Genomic DNA, 20,888 nt, shown 5'->3' on the forward strand with positions numbered 1-20,888 from the left:
GTCGGATGGCCAAGCCTTCCCGGTCAAAACTCTGGTTTTTGGTGCACAGTTGGCTTGCGATGCCGATTTGGGTGTTGATGTTCTTTGTCTGTGCGACCGGCACAATCGCCGTGATCAGTCAGGAAATCGTCTGGCTGATCCACCCGGCCGTTCGGGCCGAAGCGCCTGGCCCCGACAGTGTGCGGCTGAGCTATCAGGCGCTGGTGGATGCCATCGGCGCGCAGGATCCGCGTGCCGTGGTGCAGGGCCTGTCCTGGCCCGAGGAATCCCATTTTGCGCTGACGGCCAGCGTGTCGTATCCCGGCGGGACTTCCACGCAGCTGTATGTCAATCCGTATTCCGGCGCGATCCAGGGGCCGGCGTCGGATTTCGATCTGCGCAAGTTCATGCGGGCGTTGCACGGCTGGCTGCTGGTGCCGTTCGGCCACGGATTCAGCTGGGGCTGGTATCTGGTCTCGGCGTTGGCCATTCCGATGCTGGCCTCGCTGGTCACCGGCCTGGTGGTCTACAAGCGATTCTGGCGTGCCTATTTTCAGAAGCCACGGCTGCGCACCGGTCAAGGCTCGCGCATTTTCTGGGGCGACTTTCATCGCCTTTCCGGGCTGTGGTCGATCTGGTTCGTGCTGCTGATTTCGATCAGCGCGCTGTGGTTCCTTATCCAGGCGGTGCTGGCGGACACGCACACGACGGTGTCCACCGAGGGCGTGCCCACCATCATTGCGCGCGCCAACGTGCCCGTCGCGGAGGGCGAGGGCGCGCCCCGCATATCGCTGAACCAGATCGTGGCGCGTGCCCAGCAGGCGCTGCCGGGCCTGGATGCGCAGCATGTCTTCCTGGGGGGAAACGCGTTCGATCCCGTCACCATCTTGGGCCGGGGCGCCTACCCGCTGATGTTCGAATCCGCGCAGGTCAATCCTTATGACGGCAATGTGCTGCGCACGCGCACGCTGGGCGATCGCAGCGCGCTGGAATTCTTCACCGAATCGATGCGGCCCTTGCACACGGGTGACTTCGGGGGCTTCTGGCTAAAGATGGTGTGGTTTTTCTTTGGGCTGCTGCTGACCATGATGGCGCTGTCGGGGATGCTGATCTGGTCCCGGCGCACCGCCCAGGAAACCGCCAAGGCCCTCAAGCAGGCCTTGGCCAAAGCGCGGGGCGCCGGACGCTGGAAGTTTCACTTGAGCGCGCTGGTGCTGATCTTGCCGCTGATCTATCTGGCCAGCTACTTCAAGGACATGGCCATGGATCGCGGTGAGGGCGGCCTGGGCCAACGTGTCATCGGCCCGGTGCAGGTGGGCTCGTGGACGCTCGAATTCGCGGAATGGGAAGATGAGCCCCCCGAAACCGAGCCCGCGGGCACCTTCAAGCTCTTCACGATGGCGCTGTGCGAAGGTTGCGAGCGCGAGATTCGCGCCGTGTTCATCCACACGGGCCGGCCGCGCAGCTTGCGCACGGCTGGCGCCTTATTCTCAGGCGGCCCGCACCGCTCCTTTGCTGAAGTGCTGATACCGGCGGGCACGCAGCCGGGCGCCCAATTCTGGATCACCGTGGAAGGCTGGGACGGCGCCACGCATTCGGCCACACTGCCCATCGCGCAGGCATCGCCCACCACCGCACAGTGGCTTACCAAGACCAACGGGATGACACCATGACCGCCATTCAAACCCTGCGTGCGGGCCTGCTCGGCCTGCTTTCCAGCCAGTGGGGCCTGGCGCTGGCACACCATCCCATGGCGCAGTGCGTGGCGCTGCCCAACGATCAGATTCAATGCATCGGCAGCTTTTCTGATGGCAGCAAGGCGCCAGGCGTCACGTTGGATGTGATTGCGTCCGCCGACAACCGGGTGTTGTCGGCGGGCAAGCTCGATGCCAACGCCACGCGGGTGTTCACCCGCCCGACGCAAGACTTCTATGTCTTGCTGGAGGTCGGGCCGGGCCATACGGCCGAGGTCGATCACACCGCGATCAAGCCGGACGGAGCCGCTGCTGGCGCGAGTACGGCCAATCAGGCTGCGGCGCGATAACTCGCTTGCGCGCAAACGAACTCGGCGACATCCCGATCGACCGACTGAACGCCGCACTGAATGCGCTGGCGGACTGATACCCGATGGCGTGCGCCACCTCGCCCAGCGACAGGCCGTCGTGCCACAGCAGGTCCTTGGCCAACGCCATCCGCCACCGCAGCACATATCCCATCGGTGCAACGCCCAGTACCTGCGTGAACCGCGCCGCGAAGGCCGCGCGCGACATGCTGACCTTGGCGGCCAAGTCCGCAATCGTCCAGCGCCGGGCCACGTCGTCGTGAATATGCCGCAATGCCTGCGACAAGCGCGCATCCGCCAGCCCTGCCAGCAATCCTGCCAGGGGCGCGGCTTCTTGCGTGGGTGTCCATCGCAACGCCTCGATCAGCATCACTTCGACCAGCCTCACCAGGATGGCGTCGGCGCCCGGTCGCGACTGGGCGGTCTCTTCGCCAATCGCGCGGGCGATCCAGCCCAGCCGGGCGCTGCCAGGGTCTGACGCCTTGATGTGCACGACAGGGGGCAACAGCCCCACCAATAGCGGCGCGTTCACCGGGTCGAACAGGAAGTGGCCGCCCAGCATCCGCACCGCGGGTTCCCCGTCGACGGCCCCGTGACGGACCTCGTTGATCTCGCAGACTTCGGCCACGCGTGGGATCGGGTATTGCAGGGCGTCCAGGTCGCTGCCCATCCGGAAACCCGGGGTCGCGGGCAGCAGTACGTAGTCCCCCGTCTGCATCAGGAAGGGCTCCGCGCCTTCAAGCGCCAGCCAGCTTGCGCCGGCCGTCATCAGGCCGAAGCTGGGATGGCCGAAAGTGGGGTATTGGACCGCCCAGCGGCCGGCCCCGCTGACGAATTTCGACAGCACGGTCCGGGGGCGCAGCAGCGCCACGATGGATGCCAGGGGGTCATTATTTAGACGATCTCGCATAATTCAAAGACTATACGATGTTGGTCGTCTTGACTGACGCGCCTAGCATGAGGTCTGGAACAACTGGAGCCTCTATGCAAACCGTCCTTATCACCGGCGCCTCGTCCGGCTACGGCCACGCCACCGCCAACCATTTCCTGCAGCAGGGGTGGAACGTCATTGCCACCATGCGCCGGCCCGACTCGACCCTGTTTGCGCCGTCCGAACGCTTGCGAGTGGTGGAACTGGATGTCACCGATGACGCCAGCATCGCGCGCGCCCTTCGTGACGGCATCCAGGCCTTTGGCGGGATCGACGCGCTGATCAACAACGCCGGCATCGGCCTGTTCTCGGCGGTGGAGGCCACGCCTGCCGCCACCTTCCGCGCCGTGTTCGACACCAACACCTTTGGCGTCATGGCCGTAAGCCAGGCCCTCATTCCCCATCTGCGCGAACGGGGGGATGGCGTCATCATCAACGTCACCTCCAGCGTTTGCTTTGCCGGCATGCCGCTGGTGGCGCCGTACGCCGCCAGCAAATGGGCAGTCGAAGGGTTCACCGAAGCCCTGTTCTACGAGCTTGATGCCGTGGGCGTACGCGTCAAGCTGGTCGAACCGGGCTATGCCCCCAGCACGCGTTTCACCGCGAACGTCCAGGACCGGGGAGCAGGCCTTATCCCTCCGGCCTACCAGGCCTACGCCGACCAGTTCATCCAGTCTTTTGCTGACGCGGGCAGCGTGACGCTGCCCGAGCACGTTGCCAGCGCCATCTTCGCCGCGGCCAACGACGTGAGTGACCGCCTGCGCTTTCCCGCCGGGCCGGATAGCGAAGCCCTGGCGAACGCGCGGTGGAACAGCACGGATGAGCAGTTCCTTACGGGGATGCGGTCGGTGATGCGGATGAAGCGATAGGCGCAACGCGCGGGGGCGGGGGAGTTGGTCAATGACGTGCTGGGTGTCCTTTGCGCCGAATGCGGAAAGCCCTTCTCCGAATGATCAGTCCCCAATAAGCCCGGGACGCCGGTCGGTTTGATCCCGGGCGCCCGGATGGGCTGTCGCCGCAAACAGTCGGCCGCCCCGGCCCACACCTTTCCGTCAGACGGCTATTATTGGCATCCATCGGGCGATAGAGGTGCTAATCAATGAACGCCCGACATTGCGAGACAAGAATTTCACGGAAAGAGCCGTCTATGAAGAGCATTAAAAAATCCAGCAAACTGGCGCACGTCCTGTACGACATCCGTGGTCCCATCATGGATCGCGCCAAGCAGATGGAAGACGAAGGCCAGCAGCTCATCAAGCTCAATATCGGCAATCTGGCCGTGTTCGGCTTCGATGCCCCCGAAGAAGTCCAACAGGACATGATCCGCAACCTGCCCAATTCGGCGGGCTATTCGGACAGCAAGGGCATCTTCGCGGCGCGCAAGGCGGTCATGCACTACACCCAGCAGCAGGGCGTGCAGGGCGTGACGCTGGAAGACGTCTATCTGGGCAACGGCGCGTCCGACCTGATTGCGATGGCGACCAACGCGCTGCTGGACGATGGCGACGAATTGCTGCTGCCCACGCCCGATTACCCGCTGTGGACGGCGGTGACGAGCCTGTCGGGCGGGACGCCCGTGCATTACCTGTGCGACGAGGACAAGGGCTGGATCCCGGACCTGGACGACATACGCGCCAAGATCACGCCGCGCACCAAGGGCATCGTGGTCATCAACCCGAACAACCCGACCGGCGTGCTCTACCCCGATGACGTGCTGCGGGAAATCATCGCCATCGCGCGCGAACACGGGCTGGTCATCCTGGCCGACGAGGTCTACGACAAGGTGCTGTACGACGACGTGCAGCACACCGCGCTGGCAAGCCTGTCGACCGACGTGCTGACGCTGACCTTCAATTCGCTGTCCAAGAGCTACCGCGCCTGCGGCTATCGCGCAGGGTGGCTGGTGGTCTCGGGTGACAAGCACAGCGCCCGCGACTACATCGAAGGCTTGAACATGCTTGCCAACATGAGGCTGTGCGCAAACGTGCCCGGCCAATGGGCAATCCAGACGGCATTGGGCGGCTACCAGAGCATCAATGACCTGGTATGCGAAGGCGGGCGGTTGCGCCGCCAGCGCGACCTGGCTTACGAGTTGATCACCGCCATTCCGGGCGTCACTTGCGTCAAGCCGCAGGCTGCGCTGTACATGTTCCCGCGGCTGGACCCGGACGTCTATCCCATCGAGGACGACCGCCAGTTCTTCCTGCAGCTTCTTGAAGCGACCCGCGTGATGCTGGTGCAGGGCACGGGCTTTAACTGGTCGCGTCCTGACCACTTCCGCATCGTGTTCTTGCCGCACGAGCCGGACCTGCGGATCGCCATTGGCCGCATCGCCAAGTTCCTGGAAGACTACCGCGCCAAACAGGGCAAGAAGCTGCCGGCTTCTGCCAATGCCGAGTCGGCAAAGGACGCCGTCGCGTCGCCCGTGGAATTGGCGGTGGACGCCGATTAAATGAAGGCCGGACCGGCGAGGATGCCGGTCCACTTCTCGCCGCCTCTCGCCGCCCACCGGGCGGCGAATCTTTTCCCGATTGACGTAGCAGCACGAGCGGCGTCCGCTCGCCGTCATCCGCGTTGCTGCTACCCCATGACTGGCCCGGTCCGCCCGTCCGCCATGTTCCCGGGCAGCCAATCCCTATTCGTGTCACGGTCAAGTCATCTGGCTGAGCTAGCCTGCTGGCCGGCGTAGCCCTGTCCGGGCGTCCGCCGGCCCATTCCATTTCCCGACGTCCATATCGCGCAATGATAGGTACCCCGGCACCGCTCAGTGTGTTGGCGCTGGTTGGCGTGTGTCTCCTGTGTTTGGGGATGCCCGTCCTGGCGGGCGGCGCCGCGTCTGCGTCCGCCGCGTCGCCGGACCGCTTGCGCGGCGAGCGCTATGAATTCGCATTGCCGGCGCAGCCACTGGGCGACAGCCTGGAGGCCATCGGGCATCTGGCGGGCGTGGCGGTGCTGGTCGACGAGCGCCATGCGCGGCAACGTGCGCCAGCGCTGTCGGGCCGCCATACGGTCATGGAGGCGCTGCGCCGGCTGTTGGACGGATCGGGGCTGCGCATCCGCCAGACAGACGGCGAAGCCGTCGTGGTCTACGCGCCGGCCGCCGACGGGACGGCCCGGCAGCCCGCGAGCGGCGCGGCCCCGCTGAAAGCCGAGGACATTCCGGGGGCGCGGGCCGGCGGCGCGGATTTCAGCGGTTATATCGGACGCTTGCAGAAGGCCATCTTGCGCACGCTGTGCGGCAATGCCGCCGCGCAGCCGGGCGGCTATCGCCTGGCGCTGCAACTGCGGCTGGATGACGGTGGGCATGTGGCGCGGATGCGCCTGCTGGACACGACTGGCAGCGACCGGGTGGATATGGCCGTGACGCGCGCCATCACCGGGATGGATGTCGGGGCGCCGCCGCCTGCGGGCATGCCGCAGCCCGTCTCGGTATTGCTGCTGCCTGGCGGCACCCATTGCGCGGCCCCGCGCCGGCCGGCGGAGTGACCGCATGTCCATGATTTCCGCCGCGCTGCTGCGCCTGCGCCTGATCACCCGCTACGCCGAACTGCGACGCAGCTTGGAACGCATCGTCGGATCGCGCGACCAGGCGTCGGCCGCGTTGCATGAAACCTGGTTGCGCCTGGACGTGGCCAAGCCCGCCAGTCCGGTGCTGAATCCGGATGCCTACCTGCTGCGCATGGCGGCGCGCATCGCCACCGACGATTGGCGGCGCAACCGCGAATTGCTGGGCGACGACGAGCGCGAGGCCTTGCTGCATGTGGTGGACGAAACCGCAGACCCGCAGCGGATTGTCGCGGCGCGCCGCGACGTGCGAACGCTTGAGGCGGCCATGGACGAGCTGCCGCCGCGCCAGCGCGCCATCCTTGCCGCGGCGCGGGTGGACGGACTGCTCAATGCCGAGATCGCGGAACGTTTCCAGATATCGGTGGCCATGGTGAAAAAGGAACTGGCCGCGGCCATGCGGCATTGCCGCGAACGCCTGGCCGGCACGGAGGCCGTGGCCAATGGCGATCTTGTAGGCCGGCGGAAATTCTGACACGATGCTCGGCGCCATGAACCCTTCAGAAGACCCCGACCGCTTGCGGCGCGAAGCCGAGCAATGGTGGTTGCGCCTGCGCGACCGCGACGCGACGCGCGGCGATGCCGAGGCGATGAAGCAATGGCGCGCGCGCAGCCCGTCGCACGCGCGCGCCTGGAATGAGGTGGCGCGCTTGTGGCAGGACATGGATCCGGTACTGCGGCGGGCCGTTAGTCGCGATCCCGGGCTGGCGCATCCTCCCGCCCGGGGCCCGAGCCGGCCGGCCCGCCGGACGTTCCTGGGGGCGATGGCCGCCGGCGGCGCCGCGGTGGCGGTGTGGCCGCCGCTGTCCTTGTGGCCGTCATTGCTGGATTTCACGGCGGACTTCCGTACCGGCACGGCGGAGCAGCGCGAGCTGGCGCTGTCGGACCAGTTGCATGTGCAGATGAACACGCAGACGCGCATCAATCACCGTGGCGCGCAAACCGGCAACGAGGCCATTGAACTGGTGGCGGGCGAAGCCCAGGTTGAAGCCGCTGGCAGCGGCGCGCCGGTGGTCGTCTACGCCGGGGCGGGCGCCACGCGCGCGCGGCAGGCGCGCTTCAACCTGCGCTATACCGGGCCGCAGGTCTGCGTCACGTGCCTGCAGGGGGCGGTCCAGGTGGAAGCGGCGGGCGCAATGCAGACCCTGGCGCCAGGCGAGCAGGTGATCTACGACGATACCGGCCTGCAACCGGCGCTGGCCGTGGATACCGCGCAAGTGGACGCGTGGCGCACGGGCACGCTCAGTTTTGCGGGGCAGACGCTGGCGGAGGTGGTCGACGAGATCAACCGCTATCGCGCTGGCCGCGTGCTGGTGCGCAACGCCGACCTGGCTGCCCGGCGTGTGCGCATGCGCTTCGAGATTACGCAGACCGATCTGGCGCTGCACATGCTGCGTGACCTGTATGGCGCGCAGCTGACGCGCCTGCCCGGCGGCATCGTGCTGTTGAGCTGATCGCGCTGTTACAAAAAAACCCGACGTTCCCGGTAGCCCTTCCATCGCGTCCTTTCGTCATTGGAGTATGAGCCGCCATCACGCGCCCTGACTGCGCCGATGACGTGCCCGTACTCCCTTGGCTACTCGGATCAGGATTGCCCGCTATGACATCGCGTCTCCGCAAACTCCCTATGACCCGCTCTGCTGCGGCCGGCTCGCGGACAGGCCGGCTCAAGCCGCTGCCGGCGGCGCTGGCGGTGTTGCTGGTGTCGGGGGGTGTCGCTGCGCCAGCGTCGGCCCAGCAGGCGTTCAGCGGCGGCTGGTTCGCGGCCAAGAGCGCGACGCAGGCCCAGGCCGCCGCCACGGGCCGATTGCCCAATGGGGCGCCGGTGACCACGCTGACGGGCGCGCGGCAGTCGCAGGCGGCGCGCGACCAGTTGCAGCGGTCGGTCGGCAATCTGGGCCGGACCGCGGCTGCAATCGCCGCGCAACAAGCGGCGCAGCGCGCCGCGCGCGACGCAGCATTGGCGTCGGGCGTGCCGGTGCCGGACGGTTTGGCCGAGGGTGGGCTGAAGGTGGACACCAATCCGCTGACGGCCGGCTGGCGCAATGCGAAGGCGCCCGTGCAGACCCTTCAGGACGGGCGCGCCAGGGTCGCCATCGAGCAGACGGGCGCGAAGGCGGTCCTGAACTGGGAGACCTTCAACGTGGGTTCGCGCACCACGGTGGAATTCCAGCAGGATCCGACCTGGGCAGTGCTTAACCGCGTCAACGACCCGCAAGCGCGGCCTTCGGTGATTCAAGGGCAGATCAAGGCCGGCGGCACGGTCATGGTGGTCAACCGCAACGGCGTGATCTTCGACGGCTCGTCGCAGGTGAACGCACGCAACCTGGTGGCGGCGGCCGCGCGCATCACGGACGCGCAGTTCGAGAACAACGGCCTGTATGGACCCGACGACAAGACTCCGACTTTCACGGATGCGCTGGGCAAGGTGGAATTGCGGCCCGGCGCGGCTATCGAGACCAACCGTCCCGCGACCGTGACGCAGTCGGGCGGCTACGTGCTGTTGCTGGGCCGGGAAGTCGACAACGCGGGTTCCATCGTGACGGCCAAGGGGCAGGCGGCGCTGACGGCAGGCGACAGCTTCGTGATCAAGCGCGGCCAGGGCACCGAGGGCAACGCCGCATCGACGACGCGCGGCAGCGAAATCGTGCCCACGGGCAGCGGCGTCGTGACCCATCGAGGCCTGATCCTGTCGCCGCAGGGCGACATCACTTTGGCGGCCCGGACGGTCGAGCAGGCCGGCGTGCTGGCGTCCACCACGTCGGTGGACTCGCGCGGCACGATCCATTTGAACGGCGTGGGTGCCGATGCCGCCGTGACGCTGCGGCCGGGGGCCATCACCGCCATCCTGGTGGATGCGGATAACGCGACCGCGTTGGACGGCCAGCGCGACAACCTGATGCCGCCCAGCGTCAATTCGACCACCACGCTGGCGCTTGCCGACCGCAATCGGCGCGACCTGTCGCTGGTGCAGGTCGACAGCGGCGGCACGGTCGACTTCCAGGGCGATTCGCTGACGCTGGCGACGGGCGGCCAGGTCGCGGTCAAGGCGGGCGCGCGCACGCTTGTGCGTGATGGCGCGCAGATCGACGTGGCCGGTGCGATCGGCGTGGCAGTGTCGATGGAATCGAACAACATCAAGATCAATCTGCAAGGCAACGAACAGCGCGATTCGCCGCTGAACCGCGACGACGCCCGGCTCAATAATTCCGACGTATGGCTGGACCGGCGCACGCTGATCCACGTCGCCAGCGGGGCAGGCGGCTACGAGGGCGACCGCTGGTACAGCGGCGGCGGCCTGCTGGAAGTGGGCGGCTACCTGGGAACGCTGGCGGTGCCGGCAAGCCATTGGCTGGCGCAGGGTGGCCTGGTCCGCTTCGAAGGCGCCGAGGTGGTGACGCAGGCCGGTTCGACCATCAACCTGTCGGGCGGCACGCTGGACGTGCAGTCCGGGACCTTGCAGCAGACCTGGCTGCGCGGCCAGGACGGGCGGCTCTACTCGGCTGACCGGGCGCCCGCCGATATGCTGTTCACCGGCATCTACCGGGGCTACGAGCAGCGCTCCGAGCGCTGGGGCGACAAGGCCACGCGCCGCTTCTACAACGCGCTGCTGGCGCCGCGCACGCGCGACGAGGATGGCTACACGGTGGGGCGCGATGCGGGGACGCTGGTCATTGCGACTCGCAGCGCCGTGCTGGAAGGGGATCTCGCCAGCGATACCTACCAGGGCGTGCGCCAGGACCTTGCGCCCCAGGCCGGGCTGGACGGCTACAGCCAGTCGCAGCGTGCGGTGGCGCGCCGCGGTGCGCTGGTGGTGGGCAACGACTTGCGCTATTACGACCCCGTCACCAAGCTTGTGCACTATCAACTGGGCGCCACCGGCGATACGGTGGCCGACGTGACGCTGGGCACGGGCAGGGAACGCTTGGCCGACGGCCTGGATCTTGTCGCCGCCTTGCCGCAAGAGAGCCAGCGCAAGCTGTTCCTGGACGTAGACCGGCTCAATGGCTTTGCGCTGGGCCGGGTGCGCATCGCCGCCGGGCGGTCCATCACCGTCGACTCGGCCTTGCGCAGCGCCGATGGCGGCGAGATCACGCTCTATGCGCCCGAGGTGGATATCAAGGCCAACCTGGTCAGTCGCGGCGGCCTGATCCAGGCGGGCAACGTGTTGCTGCAACCCAGCTTCCTGGCCCCGCGGATCGAGGATGCGGCGCTGGCGCCCCAGCCCCAGCAGCTTGCGCGGCTGCACGTCGCCGCCGGCGTGGTGCTGGATGCGCGCGGCGTCTGGGCCAACTTGCTGCGCGACGCCGAGGGCCTGGCGGGACTGCCGGTGCGCGACGGCGGCCGCGTAGCGCTGCGGGGTACGGGCGACGTGGTCGTGGACGCGGGCAGCGTGCTGGATGTGTCGGCTGGCGCATCGGTGCTGGCGGACGGCAAACTGCGGGGCGGCAAGGGGGGCAGCGTGACGCTGGCCGCCCATGTTCAGAGCAGCGTTCAGTCCCGCGGCGGCCTGCTGTCGTTTGGCGCAGAGGTGCGCGGCTACGGCGTGACGGGCGGCGGGACGTTGTCCGTCTCCAGCGGCGGGCGCATCGTGCTGGGCGGTCCGTCGGACCCGCTGGAGGCAGAGGCGTTGCGGCTGGATCCCTCCTTGTTCCGCTCCGGTTTCGGCAAGTACGAGATCAATGGCTACCAGGGGCTGGCCGTGGCAGATGGCGCGCAAATCGACGTCGCCATGCCGGTGCTGCGGTTCGAGGGCGGCACCGCGCAGGCGCCCGGTTCCAGCGCCCAACCCGGTGACGTCCTGTCGCTGTGGACGCCGCCGCTGTACACGGAAGACCCGTTGCGCGCCCGGTTGACGCAACGGGTCGGCGCCGACCTGGCGCTGTACTCGGACCGGGCCGCGCAAGGCGGGCCGATCGTCGTGGGCGAAGGCGCGCGGGTCAGTGTCGACCCTGGCCGCTCCATTCAGATCAAGGGCGCCGACCAGATCACCGTGCTGGGCCGGCTGGACGCCTGGGGCGGGCGCATTTCGATTCAGGAACCGCGCATCGGCGAGCAGCCCTACGTGCCCAAGGCCAATCCCCGGTCGGTCTGGATCGGTGAACAGGCCGTGCTGGACGTGGCCGGACGCAGCCATGTCGCCGTGGATGCCAAGGGCCAGCGCTACGGGCTGGTGCATGCTGGAGGCACGATCGAGATCGGCGGCAAGCTCGACTGGGAGGCCGATGTCGACACCACCAGCCGTCCTATCGACCGGCATCTCATCCTGCGGCCGGGTTCGCTGCTGGACGCGTCCGGCACGCAGGCCGTTCTGGACCTGTCGGGCCGCGGCGCTACGGTCGTGGGTTCCGACGGCGGCACCATCGTGTTGTCTTCGGCCAATAGCCTGCACTTGGACGGTACGATGCGCGCGGCGGCGGGATCCGATCGCGCGGCCGGCGGCACCCTGGGCATTTCGTTCGGCGGCGCGTTCTATCAGCGCAATCTTTCGCCAGAAGCGGCGGTGCAAAAGGAGCGGCAACTGGTGCTGGCGCAGCACCAGGGCGACAGCATGCTGGCCGCGGACCTGCGTCCGGGTGAATCCACGCCGGCGCTGGCCTACGGCTATGGACGCCTGGGCGTGGACCGCATCGAGGCCGGGGACTTTGACAACCTGGCGGTGAATGCCGACATGCGTGCTGATGGCAGCGTTGCACTGTCCATGCGCCAGAGCCTGCGGCTGTCTGGGACGCTGTCGCTGGTCGATGCCGCGGCTGCCGCCAGCGAGGTGAGCCTGGCCGCGCCCTACGTCTTGCTCAACCAGGCGCGTTACAAGCCGCTGGACGGCGCCGACTTCTTCCTGCAGCTGGTGTCCGCGCCATTGAAGTATTTCAACGTCGGTCACCGGCTGGACATGTCGGCCGGCCTGCTGGATGTGCGGGGCAGCCGGAACCTGATCAGTTTTGACGATGTGCAGTTGGACGTGCGGGGTGACGTGCGCCTGGGCGCCGCGGGGTTCGGTGACCGCGGCTTGAACACCAAACTGGCCGCCCCCAATCGATTGACGCTGAGCGCCGCGCAGATCTACCCGGTCACCCGGTCTGGCGGCATCATCGCCATGGGCGAATACATGGTCCTGGGGCCGCAGGGAGAAATTGCCAAATACAACCCCGATGCCGTCCTGACGCTTCGGCGCGCCGCGGGCGACACGCCGGCCACGCCGTATTCCGCGTTCGGCGCCATCACGCTGGCTGCGCCGCTGATCGAGCAGGGCGGGGTGCTGCGCGCCCCGTTGGGCGGCATTACGTTCGAAAGCAAATCTGAAACCCCTAGCACCGTCCGGTTCCTGCCGGGCAGCCTGACGTCCATCAGCGGCGACGGGTTGGTCATGCCGTATGGCGGCACGGTGGATGGCGTGAAGTACCTGTATGCCGGCAAGGAGGTGGAGCTGGAGGCGACCCGCTCCGACGGCTTGCTGGGCCGCAAGATCAACATCCAGGGCAAGGTGATCGAGGTGGCCGAGGGCGCTGTGCTGGACCTGTCCGGCGGCGGCGAATTGACGGGCGGCGCCTTCGTGCGCGGTCGCGGCGGTTCGGTCGACGTGCTGCATTACGCCATGGCCGACGCCAATCCGGGGTTCGGATTCAGCCGCTCTGGCAATGCGGTCTACGCCATCGTGCCGGGCTTTGGGGGCAGCCAGGCGCCGGTCGCCCCTGACGCGGGCGCCGGCAGTCCCGCCGTGGGGCGGCAGGTGACGATCGAAGCCGGCGTGCCGGGCCTGCCCGCCGGCACTTATACCTTGCTGCCATCGACCTACGCGCTGCTGCCCGGTGCGTTCCGCGTCGAGCTGGGCGCGCAGGGCATCAACGAGGCGTCCGTGGCCGCGCGTACACGCGGCGGTTCGTGGGTCGGCAGTGGCCGGTTGGGCACGGCCTTGACCGGTCAGGCCGCGGCGCTGTCCACCCGACTCTTGATCACGCCGGCCGACGTGGTGCGGCGCCATGCGCAATACAACGAGACGACCTACAACGCCTTCGTGCTTGCGGACGCGGCGCGCAAAGGCACCCAGCGAGGGATGTTGACCACGGATGCCCGGACGTTGCACCTGAGCCTGGCGGAAGGCGCCGGCCGGGAAGGCAGTCCGGCGCTATCGTTCAAGGGGGCGGCGCGGTTCGACGTACCCCAAGGCAGCGGCGCCTATGCGGGCCGCCTGGCGGTGACGGGACCGGCCAGCGGGATTGAGATCCTGGCGCCGGGACAGGCGCCCATCCTGCCCCCGAAGGCCGCGGCCCTTTACGCCACGGATCTGAACGCGCTGTCCCCGGGGGCGATGTTCATCGGCGGCGTGGCGGGCGTGGCGGGAACCTATGAAACTGGCGCACGCAACGTGGGTGGCGATGCTCAGCAGGTGGTGGTGCGCAGTGGCGCGGTGTTGCGGGCGCCAGAAATCTTCCTGTATGCGGTCGATGGCGGGCGCGGCATCGTGGTCGAGCAAGGCGCTACGCTGTCCACGCTTGGCCGCGGCGACGTGGCACAGGATGCGCGCACCGGGCTCTATTACCAGTCGATCAGCGGTGCCACGCTGGCCGTATCGAACGGCCTGGTAAACCTGTTGCCGCCGTCGAACGGCGCGGGCACGGCCGTGGACGTGGGGGGGTGTATCGCGGACTGCGCGGGCATGGCCCGCTTGTTGTCGGAAGGTTCCATCGGCGCGTCCACCAATGGTGCGTTCACCTGGCGCGACACGGTGCAATACGGCACGCGGAACCTGGCGCTGAGCGTCTCGGCCGTCAACATGGGCAGCACCGAGGCGCTGGCCCAGGCCGGCGCGGCGGGCCGCCTGCCGCCGGGCATGGTGCTGAATCAGGACGTGCTGGGCAATTTGCTGCGCGGGAACACGGCGCTGGAAGCCCCGGCGCTTGAGAGCCTGATCCTGAACGCTGGCGAATCCGTCAATGTGTATGGCTCGGTATCGCTGGACGCGCGCAGCGCCGGCGGCCGGTCGCTGCAGCGCCTGGTGCTGGGCGCGCCGGCCATCTACGGTTACGGCGCGGCAGGCGACACCGCCACCATCGCCGCCGCCGAATTCGTCTGGGCGGGTTCGGTTGCCGCCGACCGCAGCGGCGCGAGCGGAGCCGGCGCCAGCAAACCCCAGGCGCCTGGGGGCGCGATGCTGGACAGCCTGGGGAACGGCGGCCTGAACATCGTGGCCGACGTGATACGGCTGGAGTCCTCGCCCTTCCAGTTGCCGAACGTGCTGGTGCCCGCTGAACGCCTGATGCTGGGCTTTGCGTCCGTGTCGCTGGATGCTGCGCAGATGATCTCGGGCCGCGCCCGTGGCGGCGTGTCCGTCTATCAGGGGCAGGACGGCTACTCCGCCGAAGCGGGCTGGCGCTATCGCGGCGGCGACCTGCTGATCCGCACGCCGCTCCTGACCGGCGAGGCCGGTTCGGCGATGGCGATCACGGCTGGCGGCGCGTTGACGCTCTCCGGCACAGGCGCGGCTCCCGCCGCGCGTGATGCCCTGGGCGCCACCTTGAGCCTGGCGGGCCGCAGCGTCGTCCTGGATACGACGGTAGCGCTGCCGTCGGGCAAGCTCTCGATCAAGGCCGAGGGCGACATCGTGCTGGGCGCGGATTCGCGGATCGATGTGTCGGGCCGCGAGGTGCGCTTGCTGGACGCGCCGCGCTACAGCTGGGGCGGCGATGTGGAACTGCAAAGCATGGCAGGCAACATCACGCAGGCGCGGGGAGGGCTTATCGACGTGTCGGCGCAGAACAACCGCGCCGGCCGCATTCAGGCCATCGCGCTGGGCGCGGACGCTGGCCGGGTGGACCTGCGCGGCGCGTTCCGCGGCACGGCCTCCGGCCTGTACGACGCGGGCGGCACGCGGGTGGCGTACGAAAGCGCCGAAGCCGTGCTGCGGGCGCAGACCCTGGCCGACTTTGCCGACTTGAATGCGCGCCTGACCGAAGGGGGTGTCTTCGGCGCCCGGCGTTTCCAGATCAAGCGTGGCGACGTGGTGGTCGGCGACGAGCTGCGGGCCAGGCACGTCGAACTGGTGGTGGACGGCGGCAGCCTGACCGTCAATGGCCGCATCGATGCCAGCGGCACGCAGGTGGGCAGCATCCGTCTTGCGGCCATGCGCGACTTGGTCATCAACGGCATGCTGGATGCCCATGGCGCCGGCCTACGCGTGGACAGCTACGGCAAGATCATCGACAGCGCCAACCGCGCCATCGTCGACCTGACGTCCCGCGAAGGCACGCTGATGCTGGGGGCAGGCGCAAGCGTGGACCTGCGCGCCGGCACCGGGGCGCAGAACCACGACGGTGTCGCCCGCGGCACGCTGGACCTGAACGCGCGCCGCCTGGGCGGCGGCGCGGAGCAGGGCGCCATTGCCGGGTCGGGCGACGGCGCCCGCGACGTGGCCGTGGTGGTGGCGGGCAGTCCCGCCATCCTGGGCGCGAAGACGATCGCCGTGAACGCCTTCCGCCGCTACAACGACGCGCCGCTGGCCGACGCGCCCGACGTCACCGGTAAGCGTCCCCAGCAGATTACGCAGGGCTATCTGGACGGCATCGATCTGCAGAGTCAGTCCTTCATGACCGCGGCGCTGGGCAATCCCGCGCTGGCGGGCCGCCTGTCCGGCCTCGGCAATTACCATTTGCGTCCCGGCGTGGAGGTAGTCAGCGCCACGTCGGACGGAGACCTGAGCGTGGTCGGCGATATCGATCTGTCCAATTACCGCTATGGGCCGGGCGCAGACCGCATGACGCCCGCGCGGCGCGGTTTTGGCGAGCCGGGCGTGCTGGTGCTGCGCGCCGGCGGCAACCTCAATGTCTACGGCAGCATCAACGACGGCTTCGCGCCGCCGCCGGAGTCGCCTGACGATGCGTCGGGCTGGCAGTTGGTGGAGGGGCGCTACGGCTTGCAGGCCGTGACGCCTTACGGCGGCGACCTGGTGGTGCCCATCGGCGGCGTCAAGCTGGAAGCGGGTTCCTCGTTCCCGGCCGGCCGCGCGCTGAACTACGACTTGCCCGCCAGCCCCGCGACGCTGCCCGTGGGCACGGTGCTGCCGGTGGCCATGACGCTGAACGCGCCCGTGTCGCTGCCGGGCGGCCTGGTGCTGACCGGCGATGTGACGACGGCCGGCGGCACCGTGCTGCGGGCCGGCACGGTATTGCCCGGCGAAGTCAGACTCGACCCCGGCGCGCAGTTGGGCGCGGGTTTTGTCCTGCGCAGCAGCGCTTCCATGCGCGCATTCACGTGGCCCAAGGGCGTGGCGCTACCGACCGAGCTGGTCGCCAGCAGGCAGATCGTGCTGGCGCAGGGCTCGCTGATTCCGTCCCAGACCAAAGTGGTGCTGCAAGACGGCAAACCGGTGGACCTGCGGCCCAAGGGGCCGGACGGCAAGCAAGGCCGCAACTGGGCGCTGGCGCCCATGCTGGGCCCGGGCGCCAGCGCCTGGAGCCTGACTGCGGTGGCCGGAGCCGACCTGGATTCGGCCGACGTGCGCGCCCGCAACGTGCTCAGCAAGGGCGACCTGGTGCTGGCCGATACCCATTACGGCGTTTCGGGACGAGCGACCGAAACCACCAAGACGATTTTCGTTGGTGTGATGGTCTTGACGCAGTCGGGGGCCGATGAGCTGTTCGGGGACTCCACGCTGGTCGGCAAGCCCATCAAGGAACTGGCCGAGGCATGGGGTTTCGATTGGGAGGAGATGTGCGGCTGGGGCGCCTATTGCGCGCCTGCACCGCGCACGGTGTCCGAATCGGGGTCGCTGAACTGGTGGGGCGATTTAAGCTGGGTAGGCAAACCGGTGGAGCTGCTCATCGCCGAGCTAGGCGTGACGCTGGAGGAATTCTGCGCCGACGCCAGCAATTGCGTCGGCGGCGGAACGTCGGAAACCATCGTCACCCGCGAGTACAAGTATGGCTTTGGCTCGCCCGCGTTCAGCGTGTTGCGCACCGGCGCCGGCGACCTCTCGCTGCTGGCCGGGCGCGACGTAGGCATGGCCTCGCTGTACGGTGTCTACACCGCGGGGACGCCATCGTCACTGGGCGCGGCCGACGCGCGCTTCAACCTGCCGCGCGGCTACGACATCAATACCGGCCCGCTGGGATTGATCCAGATGGACGGCAAGTACGACGCCGCCCTGGCGGCCTACCAGGCCTGGTACCCCGACCAGGGCGGCAACCTGGTCGTGCAGGCCGGGCGCGACATCTATGGCGATGCGCTGGGTTCGGGCGCCGACAACGGCGTGGTGGTCGACTATTCGTCCGCCCGCGCGCGTTATGCCAGCACGATGACCGGCACCTGGCTCTGGCGCCAGGGCAGCATCGGCACACCGGGCGTGGCCGACATCGCGCCCAGTTGGTGGATCAATTTCGGCACCTATGCGGTCGAGGGCGCCATCGGCGGCAACAACCCGGAACCCAGGCTGGTCGGCTTTACCGGGTTCGGCACGCTGGGCGGCGGCAACCTCAGCATCGCTGCGGGGCGCGACGCCGGCATTCGCGACGCGCGCGGCGACGCGGCCCGGTACGTCAACGGTGTGGAACCGCGCTCGCAGGGTTTGACTGCCGCGGTCGGCAGCACCGGCCGGGTGGTCGATGGCAATGTCGTGCTGACGGGCGGCGGCGACCTCGATCTGCGCATCGGCGGCAGCCTCAACCCGGCATTGAACGCCACCCAACTGGACGCGATGGGGCCGTATACCGGCGGCACCGATCATCTGGACTTGAACGGCGTGCTGGTCAACTTGCGTGGCCGTCTGGCCGTGTCGGCCGGCCAGTTGGGCGGCATGGAATTGCGTTACGGTGACGGCGCGGGCCTGCGCGCCAAGGATCCCTTTGCTGTGGCGTCAGCCCGGCCCATGGGCGGCCCGAGGCTGGTGCTGGGCGACGCGGTGGCGTGGATCGATACGCGCTCGGACCTAGCGCTGGGTGGCGTCAGCGATCCGGGTCGTGTCACGCAGGTCAACTCCAGCCCGTACCAGCGCACTGGCGATCCGCAGCCCGTGACCGGCGGCGGCAATGGCTGGTTCACGTTGTGGACTCCGAACACGGCCATCAATCTGTTTTCGGCGGGCGGCAACCTGACGCCGATGACCGTCAGCAACAGCCGGTTTTCGGGCGACGAACTGAACCCGGAATATACGCATATCGGCGCGACGGGACGCAGCTACTACGTCTATCCGTCGATCCTGCGCGCCGTGGCGGCCAACGGCAGCATCATGCTCGCCGACAATGCCGCGAACCAGGGCAACCCCGTGCTGCTGCTGGCGCCGTCGGCGAACGGCCAGCTGGAAATGCTGGCGGGCCGCTCCATCCTGGCGCAGAACGCGTACACCGTGTCGATGTCGTCGGCCGACGCGCCATTGCCCACGCCCTTGCGGCCGGCTTTCAGCGCGTTCACCACCGATATCCACGGCAATCCCATCCTTACCAACACCAGCAGGGAAGGGGTGATGCAAGGGGGGGCCGCGTACGCGAAGCCGCTGTTCACGTTCGGACCCGGCACGCCGCTGGACCGCGCATTGCATGCAGGGGATGACGCCGTCGCCCGCTTTTATGCGGCCACCGGCGATGTGGTGGGTCTGCAGAGCGGTTCGGTCGTCGACATGACGGGGTCGGTCGTTCGCAGCATAGACACCTGGTACGAAGCCGCTGTGCCGGTATCGGTTCGGGCCGGCCGCGACATCCTGGGTCTGGACATCACCGCCGTGCACAACAACGCGCGCGACCTGTCGCTGATCGAAGCCGGCCGCGATATCGTTTACGCCAATGCACGGGTCGCTGGCCCGGGCACGTTGCTGATGCAGGCGGCGCGACAGCTGCGCCAGGACGATGTGGCCAGCGTGCGCAGCCTGGGCGCCATCGTGCGCGGCGACACCCGGCCCGGCGCAGACCTGGCCGTGCTGGCCGGCGTCGGCACGGCGGGCCCGGATTATGCGCGCTTCCTGGCGCGGTATCTTGATGGCGCGCGTGGGCTGCAAGCAGGCGAGGCGTTGGGTGCGAATCCGGATAAGGTCGTGCTGGCCTATGGCGGCGAACAGACGTTACGCGGATGGCTTGCCGCCGAATTCGGCTACACGGGCGATGACGTCGGGGCGCCGGCCGAACTGGCGCGCCGGCAGGCGCTGCGCGATGCGGATGCCGGCCAGGCCCGGCGGGATCTGGCAGCCGACTTCGAGCAGGATAGCGGCGCCTATCTGGTCAACTGGCTGCGCAAGCACCACGGCTACGCAAGCGGCGAGGAAGGCGCGGGCGCCGCGTTGGCGGCGCTGGCGCCGGCCGAGCGCGGCATCTACGCGCGCGAGTTGTTCTTCGCTGAACTGAAGGCGGGCGGGCGCGAGTACAACGACGTTGGCGGCCCGCGTTTCGGCAGCTACCTGCGCGGGCGCCGCGCCATCGCGGCCCTGTTCCCCGATGCCGACTCCGCAGGCACACCCTTGCGTTATGAAGGCAGCTTCACGATGTATGGCGGCGCGGGCCTGCGCAGCAATTTCGGCGGCAACATCCAGCTGCTGACGCCGGGCGGCCAGCAGGTGCTGGGCGTTGAAGGCGTGGCGCCGCCGGCCAGCGCAGGCGTGGTGACGCAAGGGCAGGGCAACATCCAGCTGTTTGCGCAAGGCAGCCTGCTGCTGGGCCAAAGCCGCATCATGACCACGTTCGGCGGGCACATCCAGGCCTGGTCGGCCGAAGGCGACATCAACGCGGGCCGCGGCGCCAAGACGACAGTGCTGTACACCCCGCCGCGGCGGGTGTACGACGCCTATGGCAACGTGGTGCTGTCGCCTACCGTGCCTTCCACCGGCGCGGGCATCGGCACGCTGGCACCGATTCCCGAGGTGCCGGCAGGCGACGTGGACCTGATTGCGCCATTAGGCACCATCGACGCCGGCGAGGCAGGCATCCGTGTATCGGGCAACGTCAACGTGGCGGCGCTGCATGTGGTGAACGCGGCCAACATCCAGGTGCAGGGCGACAGCAAGGGCATTCCGATTGCGGTGTCGGTCAACACCAATGCGCTGACCAGCGCCAGCGCGGCGGCGACCACCGCTTCCTCCGCGGCGCAGGACGTCATGCAGCGCGAGCGCTCGGCGGCGCGCCAGAATCAGCCGTCCGTCTTCAACGTGCAGATCCTTGGCTTCGGCACGGAGCCGCTGCCGGCGGGCAGTGGCGGGGAAACGCCGCCGCCCAGGCCGCCGGCGCCGTCGGCCTCCTATGACCCCGGCAGTGCGGTGCGGGTCTTGGGGCTGGGCGACCTGCCGGCGCAGGCGCAGCAGCAACTGACCGAACGCGAGCAAAGCAATCTGGGCCGGCTGTAGCGGAAATGATGAATCCGATATCGACCATAAGCCGG

General features: G+C 68.3%; 9 protein-coding genes. 8 read left to right on the forward strand and 1 reads right to left on the reverse strand.

Going from position 1 to position 20,888, the window contains the following annotated elements; genetic code table 11:
* Positions 1 to 5 precede the first annotated feature (5 nt).
* Both AC27VE_RS08800 and AC27VE_RS08805 read left to right on the forward strand, forming a co-directional pair.
* The gene (locus AC27VE_RS08800; RefSeq protein WP_488703618.1) at positions 6 to 1,652 is read left to right on the forward strand and encodes a PepSY-associated TM helix domain-containing protein; all 1,647 of its coding nucleotides are present in this window, start codon (positions 6 to 8) and stop codon (positions 1,650 to 1,652) included.
* Entirely contained in the window at positions 1,649 to 2,023 is a 375-nt protein-coding gene (locus AC27VE_RS08805; protein WP_488703619.1) for a hypothetical protein, read from the forward strand. Before AC27VE_RS08800 ends, AC27VE_RS08805 begins: the two co-directional genes overlap by 4 nt.
* Here AC27VE_RS08805 and AC27VE_RS08810 read toward each other — a convergent pair.
* Positions 1,965 to 2,951: an AraC family transcriptional regulator gene (locus AC27VE_RS08810; protein ID WP_488703620.1), complete on the reverse strand. Its 987-nt coding sequence runs from the start codon at positions 2,949 to 2,951 to the stop codon at positions 1,965 to 1,967. The two genes, AC27VE_RS08805 and AC27VE_RS08810, sit on opposite strands and share 59 nt — an antisense overlap.
* A gap of 74 nt (positions 2,952 to 3,025) precedes the next feature.
* Here AC27VE_RS08810 and AC27VE_RS08815 point away from each other — a divergent pair, with 74 nt between their 5' ends.
* From AC27VE_RS08815 to AC27VE_RS08840, 6 genes are all read left to right on the forward strand, one after another.
* The gene (locus AC27VE_RS08815) at positions 3,026 to 3,841 is read left to right on the forward strand and encodes an SDR family oxidoreductase (RefSeq protein ID WP_488703621.1); all 816 of its coding nucleotides are present in this window, start codon (positions 3,026 to 3,028) and stop codon (positions 3,839 to 3,841) included.
* Between the two features lie 278 nt (positions 3,842 to 4,119).
* Complete coding sequence (locus tag AC27VE_RS08820) at positions 4,120 to 5,424, forward strand: pyridoxal phosphate-dependent aminotransferase (RefSeq protein WP_088589360.1); 1,305 nt, start codon at positions 4,120 to 4,122, stop codon at positions 5,422 to 5,424.
* A gap of 356 nt (positions 5,425 to 5,780) precedes the next feature.
* Positions 5,781 to 6,458 (forward strand): STN domain-containing protein, encoded by a 678-nt coding sequence (locus AC27VE_RS08825; RefSeq protein WP_488703622.1) that lies wholly within the window; start codon positions 5,781 to 5,783, stop codon positions 6,456 to 6,458.
* A gap of 4 nt (positions 6,459 to 6,462) precedes the next feature.
* Positions 6,463 to 7,011, forward strand: coding sequence for an RNA polymerase sigma factor (locus tag AC27VE_RS08830; protein ID WP_424625004.1), 549 nt, complete (start codon positions 6,463 to 6,465; stop codon positions 7,009 to 7,011).
* Positions 7,012 to 7,027: 16 nt separating this feature from the next.
* A complete protein-coding gene (locus tag AC27VE_RS08835; RefSeq protein WP_488703623.1) occupies positions 7,028 to 7,990 on the forward strand; it encodes a FecR family protein in 963 nt (320 codons plus the stop codon).
* Positions 7,991 to 8,163: 173 nt separating this feature from the next.
* On the forward strand, positions 8,164 to 20,853 hold the full coding sequence (locus tag AC27VE_RS08840; protein ID WP_488703624.1) for a putative filamentous hemagglutinin family protein: 12,690 nt from the start codon (positions 8,164 to 8,166) through the stop codon (positions 20,851 to 20,853).
* Positions 20,854 to 20,888 lie beyond the last annotated feature (35 nt).

Source organism: Achromobacter sp. 18P8.1.1 (assembly GCF_057799415.1).